Consider the following 13,606-nt stretch of genomic DNA (forward strand, 5'->3'; position numbering starts at 1 on the left):
TTTTCATAAAAGTGTCACAAAACTGACGCATAATGGCGCCCGCAAAGTCGCTAACACATTGGCAGGATTGACGATGGCAAGACGCATACTGGTGGTGGAAGACGAAGCGCCGATCCGTGAGATGGTGTGCTTTGTGTTGGAACAGAATGGTTACCAACCGTTGGAAGCCGAGGATTATGACAGCGCCGTGACGCGCCTGTCTGAGCCGTTCCCTGATTTGGTGTTGCTCGATTGGATGCTGCCCGGCGGTTCCGGCATTCAGTTTATCAAGCATATGAAGCGCGAAGCGCTGACCCGCGATATCCCGGTGATGATGTTGACCGCGCGCGGCGAAGAGGAAGACCGGGTGCGCGGCCTGGAAGTGGGGGCGGATGATTACATCACCAAGCCGTTCTCGCCCAAGGAGCTGGTGGCGCGCATCAAAGCGGTCATGCGCCGTATTTCACCGATGGCGGTGGAAGAAGTGATTGAAATGCAAGGGCTGAGCCTGGATCCGTCCTCTCACCGCGTGATGGCGAACGATCAGGCGCTGGACATGGGGCCGACCGAGTTCAAGCTGCTGCACTTCTTTATGACCCACCCGGAGCGGGTTTATAGCCGCGAGCAGTTGCTTAATCACGTCTGGGGCACTAACGTTTATGTGGAAGACCGTACCGTTGACGTGCATATCCGTCGGCTCCGCAAGGCGTTAGAAACCAGTGGGCATGATAAAATGGTTCAAACCGTTCGGGGCACCGGCTACCGGTTCTCAACGCGCTACTGATCGCGCCGCGCTGGAGAATATGCCGTGTTAGAACGTCTGTCGTGGAAGAGGCTGGCTCTGGAGCTGGCTCTTTTTTGTCTGCCCGCCTTACTGCTGGGGCTGATTTTCGGTTATCTGCCCTGGTTCCTGCTGGCCTCTGCGCTGGCTGCGCTGGTGTGGAATTTCTACAACCAGCTCAAACTCTCCCATTGGCTGTGGATCGACCGCAGCATGACGCCGCCGCCCGGCCGCTGGAGCTGGGAGCCGCTGTTCTATGGCCTGTATCAGATGCAGCAGCGCAACCGCCGCCGCCGCCGCGAGCTGGCGCTGCTTATCAAGCGCTTTCGCAGCGGGGCCGAATCGCTGCCTGACGCGGTGGTGATGACCACCGTCGAAGGCAATATCTTCTGGTGCAACGGTCTGGCGCAGCATCTGCTCGGCTTCCGCTGGCCGGAAGACAACGGCCAGCACATCCTCAACCTGCTGCGTTATCCGGAGTTCAGCCACTATTTGCAACAGCAGGAGTTTTCGCGCCCGCTGACGCTGCAGTTGAACAACGAACATTACGTCGAATTCCGCGTGATGCCCTATTCCGAAGGGCAACTGCTGATGGTGGCGCGCGACGTCACCCAGATGCGCCAGCTGGAAGGGGCGCGGCGCAACTTCTTCGCCAACGTCAGCCATGAGCTGCGCACGCCGTTGACGGTGCTGCAGGGCTACCTGGAAATGATGGGCGACGAAGAGCAGGACGGCTCGCTGCGCAGCAAGGCGCTGAGCACCATGCAAGAGCAGACCCGCCGGATGGACGGGCTGGTCAAGCAGTTGCTGACGCTGTCGCGCATCGAGGCGGCGCCCAATGTCGACATGAACGAACGGGTGGATATTCCGCTGATGCTGCGGGTGTTGCAGCGCGAGGCGCAATCGCTGAGCGGCGGCAATCACGAGATCGCTTTCCGGGTGAACGAACAGCTCAAAGTGTTCGGCAATGAAGACCAGTTGCGCAGCGCGGTGTCTAACCTGGTGTACAACGCGGTCAATCACACGCCGAAGGGCACCCATATCGAAGTCAGCTGGCAGCAGACGGCGCATGGCGCGCAGTTCCAGGTCAGCGACAACGGGCCGGGCATCGCCGCCGAGCACCTTCCGCGCCTGACCGAGCGTTTTTATCGCGTCGACAAGGCCCGTTCGCGCCAGACCGGCGGCAGTGGGCTGGGGCTGGCGATCGTCAAACACGCGCTCAGCCATCACGACGCGCGGCTGGAGATCCTCAGCGAACCGGGGATCGGCACCCGCTTTATCTTTACCTTACCCAACCGGTTGATTGTTCCGGCCGCTTTATCAGAGAATGCGGTGAAAAATTAACGCGAGACACCGGTATGACCCGAATTACCCGAGGGCTGTTGCTTTGCCTGGCGCTGCTGGCCGGACGTGGCGCGCTGGCGCAGCCCGACGGCATGCTGGCGGGCAATCTGTCCAGCGTCGGCTCCGACACCCTGGCGAACCTGATGGCGCTGTGGGCGCAGGACTTCAGCCAGCATTACCCCAACGTTAATCTGCAGATCCAGGCCGCCGGTTCGTCGACCGCGCCGACCGCGTTGGCGGCGGGCGCCGCGCAGCTGGGCCCGATGAGCCGGCCGATGAAGGCGGCCGAGGTTTCGGCGTTCGAACATCGTTACGGCTATGCGCCGCTGGCGGTGCCGGTGGCGGTGGATGCGCTGGTGGTGTTGGTGCATCAGGACAATCCGCTGCGCGGCCTCAATTTGCAGCAACTCGATCGTATTTTCTCCGCCACCCGGCGCTGCGGTGAAAGCCAGCCGCTGACGCGCTGGGGCGAACTGGGGCTGAGCGGCGACTGGGCGACGCGCTCGCTGCAACGCTTTGGCCGCAACTCGGCTTCCGGCACCTACGGCTATTTCAAACTGCGCGCGCTGTGCGGCGGCGATTTTATGCCGCGCGTCAATGAGTTGCCCGGTTCGGCCTCGGTGGTGCAGGCGGTGGCCGGTTCGCTCAACGGCATCGGCTACGCCAGCATCGGTTTTCGCGCCAGCGGCGTGCGGCTGCTGCCGTTGGCGGAGTCGGGGGAGGACTATGTCGCGCCTACCGCCGCCAACGTGCGCAACGATCGCTACCCGCTGTCGCGCTACCTGTATATCTATATCAACAAAGCCCCCAATCAACCGCTGGAGCCGCTGACCGCGGCGTTCCTCGATCGCGTGCTGTCGACCGCAGGACAGAGCCTGGTCAACCACGACGGCTATCTGCCTCTGCCGCCGGCCGCTCTGCAGAAGACCCGCCAGGCGCTCGGGCTGCAGCCGCTTGCGCCGGCCATGATGCAATAAGCGACAAAAAGCGACGTAATTTTCGCCTTTTCTCACGCCGAAATGGAGCTTATGCCACGCGAAAACCGGGCTTTTATTGGCGTTTTCGCGCGGTAAAGTGATATATGCTTCACGTTTCGTGAATTGGCTGTTCAAAAATGATACAAATCATGTAGTGTATATTTATTGATAGCCAATATGATCGACTGGTGGCTAAAGTTTATATGGTCGATAGCTCTGCTTTTCGCCGTGCGTCTTGCCTTGAAGCGCTATAAACGTTTACCTTAGCCCTCGTTGTCGGATTAAACCTCCATTTTTATAACTCCTAAAACTTTGCCCATCTTCATGAGCGGCCACTTTCGAATAGGGACATAAACGCCGGAACGATTGCGTTTAGGGTGCTTCTTTGGCGCTGCGATGGTCGGGCATGCCGGCAACCGGGTGGGGCGTCACGCCACCACGCTATCGGACAATTTTTTTCATTTGAACAGGCAACACGACATCGTATGAGTCATCGTTTAACGTCAAAAGATATCCTGGCATTGGGCTTTATGACCTTTGCCTTATTCGTCGGGGCCGGGAACATCATCTTCCCGCCGATGGTCGGTTTACAGTCCGGTGAACATGTCTGGACTGCGGCGCTGGGCTTCCTGATCACCGCCGTCGGCCTACCGGTCATCACCGTCATCGCGCTGGCGCGCGTCGGCGGCGGCATCGACGCCCTCAGTTCGCCGATTGGCCGCGGCGCCGGCCTGCTGCTGGCGACCGTCTGCTACCTGGCCGTCGGCCCGCTGTTCGCGACGCCGCGCACCGCCACCGTCTCCTTTGAAGTGGGCATCGCCCCGCTGACCGGCGACGGCGCCATGCCGCTGTTCATCTACAGCCTGGTGTATTTCGCGCTGGTGATTGGCATCTCCCTGTATCCGGGCCGCCTGCTCGATACCGTCGGCCACGTGCTGGCGCCGCTGAAGATCGTCGCGTTAGCCGTACTGGGCATCGCCGCGTTGCTGTGGCCTGCCGGCGCGCCGATTCCGGCGACGGCGGCTTACCAGAGCGTGCCTTTCTCCTCCGGTTTCGTTAACGGCTATCTGACCATGGATACGCTGGGCGCGCTGGTATTCGGCATCGTTATCGTCAACGCGGCGCGCTCGCGCGGCGTGAAAGACGCCGGTCTGTTGACCCGTTACACCATTCTGGCCGGTTTGATCGCCGGCGTGGGCCTGACGCTGGTTTATCTGAGCTTGTTCAAGCTGGGTTCCGGCAGCGGCGCGCTGGTGCCGGACGCTACCAACGGCGCGGTGATCCTGCACGCTTACGTTCAGAACACCTTCGGCGGCCTGGGCAGCTTCTTCCTGGCGGCGCTGATCTTCATCGCCTGCATGGTGACTGCGGTAGGCCTGACCTGCGCCTGCGCTGAGTTCTTCGCGCAATACCTGCCGTTCTCCTACAAGACGCTGGTGTTTATTCTGGGCCTGTTCTCGATGGTGGTGTCCAACCTCGGTCTGAGCCACCTGATCCAGATCTCCATTCCGGTGCTGACCGCGATTTACCCGCCGTGCATCGTGCTGGTGGTGCTGAGCTTCACCCTGCGTTGGTGGCACAGCGCACCGCGCATCATCGCGCCGGTGATGCTTGTCAGCCTGTTGTTTGGTATCCTTGACGCAGTGAAAGCGTCCAGCTTCCAGCAGCTGCTGCCGGCCTGGACCACTCACCTGCCGCTGGCGGAGCAGGGGTTGGCATGGTTGCCGCCTTCGCTGCTGATGCTGGTGCTGGTCGCGATTTATGATCGGGTGTGCACGCGTTCTCAAGTGACCGCGCACTGATAATCCCCCGGCTTAATCTAGGGCCACGGACATGTCCGTGGCTTTTTTACGTTTAAAACTATGGGTCATCTTCATGCAACAACAGTCACCCACCACTGCCCCCGACAATAAGCTGAAACGCGGCCTCAGCACGCGTCACATCCGCTTTATGGCGCTGGGGTCGGCCATCGGCACCGGGTTGTTCTACGGCTCGGCGGACGCCATCAAAATGGCCGGCCCGAGCGTGCTGCTGGCTTACCTGATCGGCGGCATCGTGGCCTTTATCATCATGCGCGCGCTGGGGGAGATGTCGGTCAACAACCCACAGGCCAGCTCGTTTTCCCGTTACGCGCAGGATTACCTCGGCCCGATGGCGGGCTACATCACCGGCTGGACTTACTGCTTTGAAATCCTGATTGTCGCCATCGCTGACGTGACCGCTTTCGGCATCTATATGGGCGTCTGGTTCCCGGAAGTGCCGCATTGGATCTGGGTGCTGAGCGTGGTGCTGATCATCGGCGCCATCAACCTGATGAGCGTCAAGGTGTTCGGCGAGCTGGAGTTCTGGTTCTCGTTCTTCAAGGTCGCCACCATCATCATCATGATCGCGGCCGGCATCGGCATCATCATCTGGGGTATCGGCAACGGCGGGCAACCGACCGGCATTCATAACCTGTGGTCGAACGGCGGCTTCTTCAGCAACGGTTTTATCGGCATGATCCTGTCGCTGCAGCTGGTGATGTTCGCTTACGGCGGCATTGAAATTATCGGCATCACCGCCGGCGAAGCCAAAGATCCGAAAAAATCGATTCCGAAGGCCATCAACTCGGTGCCATGGCGCATTCTGGTGTTCTACGTCGGCACGCTGTTCGTCATCATGTCGATCTACCCGTGGAATCAGGTGGGCACCAACGGCAGCCCGTTCGTGCTGACCTTCCAGCATATGGGCATCACCGTGGCAGCGGGCATCCTCAACTTCGTGGTGATCACCGCTTCGCTGTCGGCGATCAACAGCGACGTGTTCGGCGTCGGCCGCATGCTGCACGGCATGGCCGAACAGGGGCACGCGCCGAAGATGTTCAGCAAGATATCGAAACGCGGCATTCCTTGGGTGACGGTAGTGGTGATGATGCTGGCGCTGTTGCTGGCGGTGTACCTCAACTACATCATGCCGGAGAGCGTGTTCCTGGTGATCGCTTCCCTGGCGACTTTCGCCACCGTGTGGGTGTGGATCATGATCCTGTTCTCCCAAATCGCCTTCCGCCGCAGCCTGAGCAAAGAGCAGGTGAAGCAGCTGGCGTTCCCGCTGCGCGGCGGGGTGTTCACCTCGGTGGTGGCGATCGTGTTCCTGGTGTTCATCATCGGCCTGATCGGCTACTTCCCGACCACGCGCGTCTCGCTGTACGCCGGCCTGGTCTGGGTGGTATTGCTGCTGGCGGGGTACTGGTTCAAGGTCAACCATCAGAAAAAACGCGCGCCGTTGGCGACGCAGCAAGACTAAATGGAAAACACCGGCTAAGGCCGGTGTTTTTTTAGGGTTTATCTTCCACTTCATCCTCCCCGGCGGCGCGCGCTTCGATGCGTATGCCGCCGTCGTTCAGGCGTTCCTCCTCTTCCTCGCCGGCGCAGCGCGCCAGCACTTCGCGAATGTCCTGCAGGTTGCTGCTCAGAGCGCTCAACGAAGGTTGCAGGTTGCGGGGCATGCGGCTTTCATCCAGCGAAGCGCTGTGCAGGCAGCCGATAAACAGCAGGGTGGCCATCAGGGTGAACAGCCGATGACGTAACCGTTTCAGCAAGGGCTTTCCCTCTCGGTGGTGAAGGTGATGGCGCATTAACGCCGTTTTCGCTGGGGAAAAGAAGGGGATGGAGATATCTGCTGGCAATTGAAAGAACATCATTACCAGCAGACATCTTTACGTCAGCCGATGTCAGGAAGCGTTCGCGCTTTGTAGCAGCATGCCGCGCAGATCGTTACCGGTTGGCGTCTGGTGCACGCGCAGGCCGAATTCGTCGATCACCGCCAGGATATGGTCGAAAATATCCGCCTGAATGCTTTCATACTCCGCCCAGACCGTGGTGTTGGTGAAGGCGTAGATTTCCAGCGGCAGGCCTTCCGGCGTCGGCGCCAGCTGGCGCACCATCAGCGTCATGTTCTGGTGAATGCGTGGGTGAGCGCGCAGATAGGCTTCCAGATAGGCGCGCAGCGTGCCGAGGTTGGTGAGGCGGCGGCCGTTGAGCGGCGAGGCCAGATCGATGGCGATCTCCTGGTTGTGCTGGCTCAGCTCCTGGGTTTTGTTATTCAGATAGCTGTGCAGCAGCGGGTTGCGCTGCAGGCGGCGCTGCTCTTCTTCCGACAGGAAGTGCACGCTGCCGGTGTCGATATTCAGGCTGCGCTTGATGCGGCGCCCGCCGGATTCCGACATCGACCGCCAGTTTTTGAACGAGTCGGAGATCAGCGCGTAGGTGGGGATGGTGGTGACGGTGTTGTCCCAGTTACGCACTTTGACCGTGGTCAGGCCGATGTCGGTGACCGCGCCGTCGGCGCCGTATTTCGGCATTTCCAGCCAGTCGCCGATCTTGAGCATATCGTTGGCGGAAAGCTGAATGCCGGCCACCAGCCCGAGGATCGGATCCTTGAACACCAACATCAAGACCGCGGTCATGGCACCCAGTCCGCTGAGCAGCAGCAGCGGCGATTTGCCCATCAGCAGCGAGACGATCATGATGCCGATCAGGATCGCCGCCACCAGTTTCAGGCCCTGGAAAATGCCGCGCAGCGGCAGCTGATTGGAAATCGGGCTTTGGCGCAGCAGCGCCAGCAGCGTATCCAGCAGTGAGAACAGCGACAGCAGGGTAAAGGCGAGGATCCATACCTGCGCGGCGGTGACGATCACCGCCTGGGTCTGGCTGCCACTTTGCAGCCACAGCGTCGCCTGGATGCTGATGATCACCCCTTGCAGCAGCAGCGCCACGCGCTGGAACAGTTTGTATTGGGTGATGGCCTGTTGCCAGACGCGCTGCGATTGCTGGCCACGGCGCTGAAGGGCAGCCAACACCACCCGATGCAGCACCAGGTGGATCGCCACCGAGATCAGAACAATCAACCCCAATACCATCAACAGCGACATCACTCCGCCGAATTCCAAACCAAATTGTTCCAGCCAGCGCGTTATCTGTTGTTGCATTACCGCTCCTTAAAAAATGCGCAAAAAATATCCTGTAAACTTAAAACGCGTTAGCCTAAGGGGTAACGTGCAGGATTTGTGCCTGTTTACCTTTTTTTACATCAAGTTAGCGTTATTTTTCAGTCTCCGCCCCCCGGCTCATCCCCGGGTTTTGCGGCCAGAGAGGAGGGGGAGTTGCACTTAACGTGGCATTGTTCGCTTCTTGAAGAACGCCGTCGATTTCGTTTGGTACAGCAGGAGAACAGTATGCTTAACGCCTGGCATCAACCGGTCCCGCCTTTTGTCGTGAAACAAGGGCAACGTTTGGATATCACGCTGTGGTTACAAGGGGATGAACTGCCGGAACGGGTATTTTTGCGCGCCGAACCGGACAACGAAGAGTGGCTGCTGGCGATGAAAGCGCAGCGCCACGAGGGGATGCGGCGCTACCAGGCCAGCCTGACGCTGAATGAGGGCGAGCCGACGCGGCGTTACTGTTTCAAGCTGCTGTGGGCCGATCGCCAACAGTGGTTCGGGCCGCAGGGCTGGTCGCCAACGCCGCCGGGCCAGCTGGCGCAGTTCGCCGTCGACGATCCTGACAATGGCCCCGAGTGGGTGGCGGATCAGCTGTTCTACCAGATTTTCCCCGATCGCTTCGCCAGTAGCGGCGGTGAGCACGGTATCCAGAGTGGCAGCTACCGCCATCACGCGGCCGGCGCCGAGGTGATTCGGCGCGACTGGCAGCATCCGCTGGAGGACTGCCACGCCGCCTCGACCTTTTACGGCGGCGATCTGGACGGCATTTGCACCAAACTGCCATACCTGCAGCAGCTGGGCGTGACGGCGCTGTATCTGAACCCGATTTTTACCGCGCCGAGCGTGCACAAGTACGATACCGAGGATTACTACCAGGTCGATCCGCACTTCGGCGGCAACGCGGCGCTGCAGCGTTTGCGAGTGAGTACTAACAAGGTAGGCATGAAACTGGTGCTGGACGGGGTATTCAACCACACCGGCGACTCGCATCCGTGGTTCGACCGCCATCGTCAGGGTGAAAATGGCGCCTGCCACCATCCCGATTCGCCGTATCGCGGCTGGTTCAACTTCTACCCGGACGGCCGCGCGCTCGACTGGAAGGGCAACGCCAGCCTGCCGAAGCTCAACTTCGCCGAGCCGCAGGTGGCGGAAGCGATTTATCAGGGCGAAGGCAGCGTGGTGCGCCACTGGCTGCGCCCGCCGTACAGCATCGACGGCTGGCGGCTGGACGTGGTGCACATGCTGGGGGAGAACGGCGGCGCCGCCGGCAACCTGCGCCATCTGGCGGGTATCTATCAGGCGGTGAAACAGGAGAATCCGCAGGCCTACGTGTTGGGCGAGCATTTCGGCGACGCGCGTCGCTGGCTGCATGCCGGCGTGGAGGATGCGGCGATGAACTACATGGGATTCGCGCTGCCGGTGCGGGCATTTTTAGCGGGGCTGGACGTGGCCTATCACCCGGTGCGGCTGGACGCCGCCGGATGCGCACAGTGGATGGACGGCTACCGCGCCGGGTTGCCGCATGGCCGCCAGCTGATTCAGTTCAACCAGTTGGACAGTCACGATACCGCGCGTTTCCTCACGCTGTTGCAGGGGAACGCGGCGCGCATGCAGATGGCGGCGGTGTGGCTGCTGAGCTGGATCGGCGTGCCTTGCCTCTATTATGGTGATGAGATTGGGTTGGACGGCGGCAACGATCCGTTCTGCCGCAAGCCGTTCCCGTGGGACGTCGCCGACTGGGACCGGCCGCTGCTGGCGCTGTTCCAGCGCATGGCGGCGCTGCGTAAACAGAGCCTGGCCTTGCGCCGAGGCGGCTGCCAGGTGTTGTACGCCAGCGGCGAAACGCTGGTGTTCGTGCGCCTGTATCAGCAGGAGCAGGTGCTGGTGGCGCTGCAGCGCGACGGCAGCGGCCAGGCGCAGCTGCCGCATAACCCGCTGCTGGCGCGCGGCCCGTGGCGGCGTGTGGAAGGGCGGGGAGAGTTGAGCGAAACGGCGGGCGGGTTGCGCCTGCAGTTGGCAGAAGAGTCGGCCACCGTATGGCGCTGCGAAGGTTAAAGAAACTGCGGGGGCCAAAGGGCCCCCGCGATTAAGGTAAGTGGGCGTTTACATCAGTAACCGACCGCGGAGCCTGCCGGGCGGCGCACGTCGTTGGCGCCGTACAGATAGCCTTCGCGCACTTTGCCGGAAACCGCCGAATCGTTGCCGGAGTTGGCCGGGGTGACGCCCGCCGCGCCCGGCAAGCCGACCAGAATCAGTTCGGCAGCGCCCCACGGCGTTTGCTCGACCATCTTGTAGCCCATGCCGCTCAGCAGCTTCAGCGTATCGGCGGAAACGCCACGCTGTTCGTAGTACACCTCATCCGGCAACCATTGGTGATGGATGCGCGGCGCGTCCACCGCTTCCTGCGGCGCCATCCCGTGGTCGATCACGTTCAACGCGGTCTGCAGGGTGATGGTGATGATGCGCGAACCGCCCGGCGAACCCAGCACCATAAAGATCTTGTTGTCCTTGGTCACCAGCGTCGGGCTCATCGACGATAGTGGGCGCTTACCGGGGGCAATGCTGTTGGCGGTGCCTTGCACCAGCCCGTACAGGTTTTTCTCACCCACTTTGACCGTAAAATCGTCCATCTCGTCGTTGAGGAAGAAGCCGGTGCCCGGTGCGATCACCACGGCGCCGAAGCGGCCGTTGACGGTATAGGTGGTGGAGACCGCGTTGCCGTCATGGTCGACAATCGAATAATGGGTGGTTTCCGGTTTCTCATGCGGCTCCATGCCGGGCTGCACGTTTTCCGACGGCGTGGCTTTGTCCGCGACGATTTTCTTGCGGATCTGCTCGGCGTAGCTCTTGCTCACCAGCCGATCGATCGGGTTCTTGATGAATGCCGGGTCGCCGAGATAGGTGTTGCGGTCCATGTAGGCATGGCGCATCGCCTCGGTCATGGTGTGAATGGCCGCCGCCGAGTTGAAGCCCATGCTTTTCAGGTCGTAGCCTTCCACCACGTTGAGGATTTCGCACAGCGTCACGCCGCCGGAGCTGGGAGGCGGCGCCGACACGAACTTGTAGCCGCGATAGCTGCAGGTGATCGGCGGGGTTTCGGTGACCTTGTAGTTGGCGAAGTCGGCCGCCGTCAGAATGCCGCCGCCCTGTTTGGCCGCCGCCTCCACCGCCTGCGGGATCTTGCCTTTGTAGAAAGCGTCGGTTCCCCCTTTGGCGATGGCTTCCAGCGTGTTGGCCAGATCGGTTTGCACCAGCTTATCCCCTGGCTGCAGCGGGCTGCCGTCCGGGCGCAGGAAGATTTTGGCCGACTCGGGATCCTGTTTGAAGCGCGCGATGGTGGTGTCGAGGATATCGGTGTCGGCGCGGGTCAGCACAAAACCTTCCCGCGCCAGCTTGATCGCCGGTGCCAGCACCTGTTCGCGGCTCAGTTTGCCGTACTTCTCGCGCGCGGTTTCCATCCCCAGCACGGTGCCCGGCACGCCCGCCGCCAGATAGCCGTACAGGCTGGCGTCTTTCTTCACCTTGCCGTCGGCATCCAGATACATGTTGGCGCTGGCCGCGGCCGGCGCGGTTTCGCGGAAGTTGATGAAGGTGTCGGTGCCGTCCGCCAGGTGGACGGTCATAAAGCCGCCGCCACCGATGTTGCCGCAGCAGGGGTTAACCACCGCCTGCGCATAGCCGACCGCCACGGCGGCGTCGATGGCGTTGCCGCCCATTTTCAGGATATCCACACCGACCTGCGAGGCCAGGTGCTGCGAGGTGACCACCATGCCGTTTTTGGCTTCCACCGCCGGGTTAGACGCCGCATACAGGCTGCCGCTGACCAGCAGCGCCGCCATGGTCAGGGGTTTGCTCCATTTCTGTAAAAACATAGTTATTCCTACCCTGTCAGTTTTTTATTGTGTTGTGTTTGCTTGCCGTTACTCGCTTGCAAAGCGCGAGCCAGCGTTATTGATAGTAGCCGCAGATGGGCGCACGCGCGGCGATCGGGATAGGAAATGTGAGCGGAAACAGGGAAATAAAGCACAGAAGGTGGGCATGTTGCCCCAAAAAGGGGCACAAAAAAACCGGCCCGTGGGCCGGTTGATTCACTATCAGGCTGAAATTACAGCTTGGCAGCGTTTTCAGACAGGTATTTTGCTACGCCGTCTGGGGAAGCGCCCATACCTGCTTTGCCTTTTTCCCACTGAGCCGGGCACACTTCACCGTGCTCTTCGTGGAATTGCAGTGCGTCAACGGTACGGATCATTTCGTCGATGTTACGGCCGATTGGCAGGTCGTTAACAACCTGAGCACGCACGATGCCGTCTTTGTCGATCAGGAAGGAGCCGCGCAGCGCAACGCCGGCTTCCGGGTGTTCGATGCCGTAAGCTTTCTGAATTTCACGCTTGATGTCAGCAACCATTGCGTATTTCACTTCACCGATGCCGCCTTTGTCGACAGGGGTTTTACGCCATGCGTTGTGAACGAATTCTGAGTCGAAGGAAACGCCAACCACTTCAACGCCACGCTTCTGGAACTCTTCATAGCGGTGATCGAAAGCGATCAGCTCGGAAGGGCATACGAAGGTGAAGTCCATTGGCCAGAAGAACAGGACGGCTGGTTTGCCGTTCAGGTGCTTCTTCAGGTTGAAGTTTTCAACGATTTCGCCGCTACCCAGTACGGCAGCTGCAGTGAAGTCAGGGGCTTGACGAGTTACCAGGACCATAATTACTCCTGTAATAGGTGTTAAAGGGTGGATGTAAAAACAAGGGCCAGTATAGGGGCCGTGACTTGGTGAATAAAGGGTAAAAGACCAATCGATGAGATAGCTTTCACCTATCAAAGTCGTTGATATAATTTATCGAGCTTTAAAAATAACCTTTTCCCACAAAAGGGCAAGCGGCAAAACGTAAATTCTTGCAAGGCGCTGCAATTTCAAACGCTTGGGCTTGACCTCAGAGCCTTTTATCCTTCGCCTGCCGCATCATTTGCGGGTAAAACTGCCAGAACTGTGTTTCAAGCTGATGATAATGTTGCTCGACGTCGGCGAACGAGCCGGCCAGCGCCTCAAGGCGCGGGCGGCGGCTGGCCATGCCCTGCAGCACTCGGGCGATGAACGGCAATTCGGCGTAGCGTTCCAGCCAGCGCTCCGGCCACAGATAGCCATTCAGGTTCTGAAAACGCGGCGGCGTGAGCGGCAGGTAAGGTTCGATCTGGCTGCGGGCTTCCTGGGTGAACTGGTGCAGATCGCGCGAGGGCTCCAGCTGCTGCCAGTGGCGCGCCAAAAAATGGTCCCACACCACGTCGAGGGTGATCGGCGCCACGCGGCGGTAAGGGGCGCTGAAATAGTCGCGGCAGGCTTTGACCTGCGGCAGGCTGTCGGTCAACACGTCGACGCGGCGATGCATCATGATGCCGGCCACCACGTCGGGCTGGTAGTCGGCGGCGGGGTTGCCGCGCACGAAATCGGCCAGCAGGTTGCCCAGCAGCGAGCTGTCCGCCAGCATGGCCAGATGGAGATGAGCGAGAAAATTCATCCCTCAACTATACCCGAAGTCAGGC

At 60.4% G+C, this 13,606-nt stretch carries 11 protein-coding genes; 6 read left to right on the forward strand and 5 right to left on the reverse strand.

Translation table 11 applies throughout. The features are described 5' to 3' along the window. Window positions 1-73 precede the first annotated feature (73 nt). The 5 genes from phoB to proY all read left to right on the forward strand — a co-directional run bounded on the left by phoB (window position 74) and on the right by proY (window position 6,363). A complete protein-coding gene (gene phoB / locus ATE40_RS01685; protein WP_004940438.1) occupies window positions 74-763 on the forward strand; it encodes a phosphate response regulator transcription factor PhoB in 690 nt (229 codons plus the stop codon). Between the two features lie 24 nt (window positions 764-787). After that, window positions 788-2,104, forward strand: a complete 1,317-nt coding sequence (gene phoR / locus ATE40_RS01690; protein WP_019454221.1) for a phosphate regulon sensor histidine kinase PhoR — start codon at window positions 788-790, stop codon at window positions 2,102-2,104. Window positions 2,105-2,118: 14 nt separating this feature from the next. After that, on the forward strand, window positions 2,119-3,081 hold the full coding sequence (locus tag ATE40_RS01695; protein WP_019454220.1) for a PstS family phosphate ABC transporter substrate-binding protein: 963 nt from the start codon (window positions 2,119-2,121) through the stop codon (window positions 3,079-3,081). Window positions 3,082-3,566: 485 nt separating this feature from the next. After that, a complete protein-coding gene (gene brnQ / locus ATE40_RS01700; protein WP_038873241.1) occupies window positions 3,567-4,883 on the forward strand; it encodes a branched-chain amino acid transport system II carrier protein in 1,317 nt (438 codons plus the stop codon). Window positions 4,884-4,956: 73 nt separating this feature from the next. Then, a complete protein-coding gene (proY, locus tag ATE40_RS01705) occupies window positions 4,957-6,363 on the forward strand; it encodes a proline-specific permease ProY (protein ID WP_063919578.1) in 1,407 nt (468 codons plus the stop codon). Window positions 6,364-6,394: 31 nt separating this feature from the next. On the opposite strand, the gene ATE40_RS01710 is transcribed toward proY, so the two are convergent. Together ATE40_RS01710 and ATE40_RS01715 are read right to left on the reverse strand one after the other, a co-directional pair. Further along, window positions 6,395-6,658: a hypothetical protein gene (locus ATE40_RS01710; RefSeq protein WP_063918830.1), complete on the reverse strand. Its 264-nt coding sequence runs from the start codon at window positions 6,656-6,658 to the stop codon at window positions 6,395-6,397. A 132-nt stretch (window positions 6,659-6,790) separates the two neighbouring features. After that, the gene (locus tag ATE40_RS01715; RefSeq protein ID WP_063918831.1) at window positions 6,791-8,047 is read right to left on the reverse strand and encodes a mechanosensitive ion channel family protein; all 1,257 of its coding nucleotides are present in this window, start codon (window positions 8,045-8,047) and stop codon (window positions 6,791-6,793) included. Window positions 8,048-8,293: 246 nt separating this feature from the next. Between ATE40_RS01715 and malZ the strand changes: the two genes are divergently transcribed. Continuing rightward, the gene (gene malZ / locus ATE40_RS01720; RefSeq protein WP_063918832.1) at window positions 8,294-10,117 is read left to right on the forward strand and encodes a maltodextrin glucosidase; all 1,824 of its coding nucleotides are present in this window, start codon (window positions 8,294-8,296) and stop codon (window positions 10,115-10,117) included. Window positions 10,118-10,170: 53 nt separating this feature from the next. On the opposite strand, the gene ggt is transcribed toward malZ, so the two are convergent. The 3 genes from ggt to ATE40_RS01735 form a co-directional block, all read right to left on the reverse strand. Further along, window positions 10,171-11,934 carry a gamma-glutamyltransferase gene (gene ggt / locus ATE40_RS01725; RefSeq protein ID WP_063918833.1) on the reverse strand — a complete coding sequence of 588 codons (1,764 nt, stop codon included), beginning with the start codon at window positions 11,932-11,934 and terminating at the stop codon, window positions 10,171-10,173. Between the two features lie 233 nt (window positions 11,935-12,167). Then, window positions 12,168-12,770 carry a peroxiredoxin C gene (locus ATE40_RS01730; protein WP_019454212.1) on the reverse strand — a complete coding sequence of 201 codons (603 nt, stop codon included), beginning with the start codon at window positions 12,768-12,770 and terminating at the stop codon, window positions 12,168-12,170. Window positions 12,771-12,999: 229 nt separating this feature from the next. Next, a complete protein-coding gene (locus ATE40_RS01735) occupies window positions 13,000-13,581 on the reverse strand; it encodes an acyl carrier protein phosphodiesterase (protein ID WP_019454211.1) in 582 nt (193 codons plus the stop codon). Between the last annotated feature and the right edge of the window lie 25 nt (window positions 13,582-13,606).

Origin of the sequence: Serratia surfactantfaciens, assembly GCF_001642805.2 — a bacterium.
Classification (GTDB): Bacteria; Pseudomonadota; Gammaproteobacteria; order Enterobacterales; family Enterobacteriaceae; genus Serratia; species Serratia surfactantfaciens.

Excerpts from the sequence above, each read along its gene's own strand:
- brnQ (WP_038873241.1), top strand. The coding sequence starts at position 3,567 with ATGAGTCATCGTTTAACGTCAAAAGATATCCTGGCATTGGGCTTTATG.
- ATE40_RS01730 (WP_019454212.1), bottom strand. The coding sequence starts at position 12,770 with ATGGTCCTGGTAACTCGTCAAGCCCCTGACTTCACTGCAGCTGCCGTA.
- ATE40_RS01695 (WP_019454220.1), top strand. The coding sequence starts at position 2,119 with ATGACCCGAATTACCCGAGGGCTGTTGCTTTGCCTGGCGCTGCTGGCC.
- phoB (WP_004940438.1), top strand. The coding sequence starts at position 74 with ATGGCAAGACGCATACTGGTGGTGGAAGACGAAGCGCCGATCCGTGAG.
- ATE40_RS01735 (WP_019454211.1), bottom strand. The coding sequence starts at position 13,581 with ATGAATTTTCTCGCTCATCTCCATCTGGCCATGCTGGCGGACAGCTCG.
- ggt (WP_063918833.1), bottom strand. The coding sequence starts at position 11,934 with ATGTTTTTACAGAAATGGAGCAAACCCCTGACCATGGCGGCGCTGCTG.
- malZ (WP_063918832.1), top strand. The coding sequence starts at position 8,294 with ATGCTTAACGCCTGGCATCAACCGGTCCCGCCTTTTGTCGTGAAACAA.
- proY (WP_063919578.1), top strand. The coding sequence starts at position 4,957 with ATGCAACAACAGTCACCCACCACTGCCCCCGACAATAAGCTGAAACGC.
- ATE40_RS01715 (WP_063918831.1), bottom strand. The coding sequence starts at position 8,047 with ATGCAACAACAGATAACGCGCTGGCTGGAACAATTTGGTTTGGAATTC.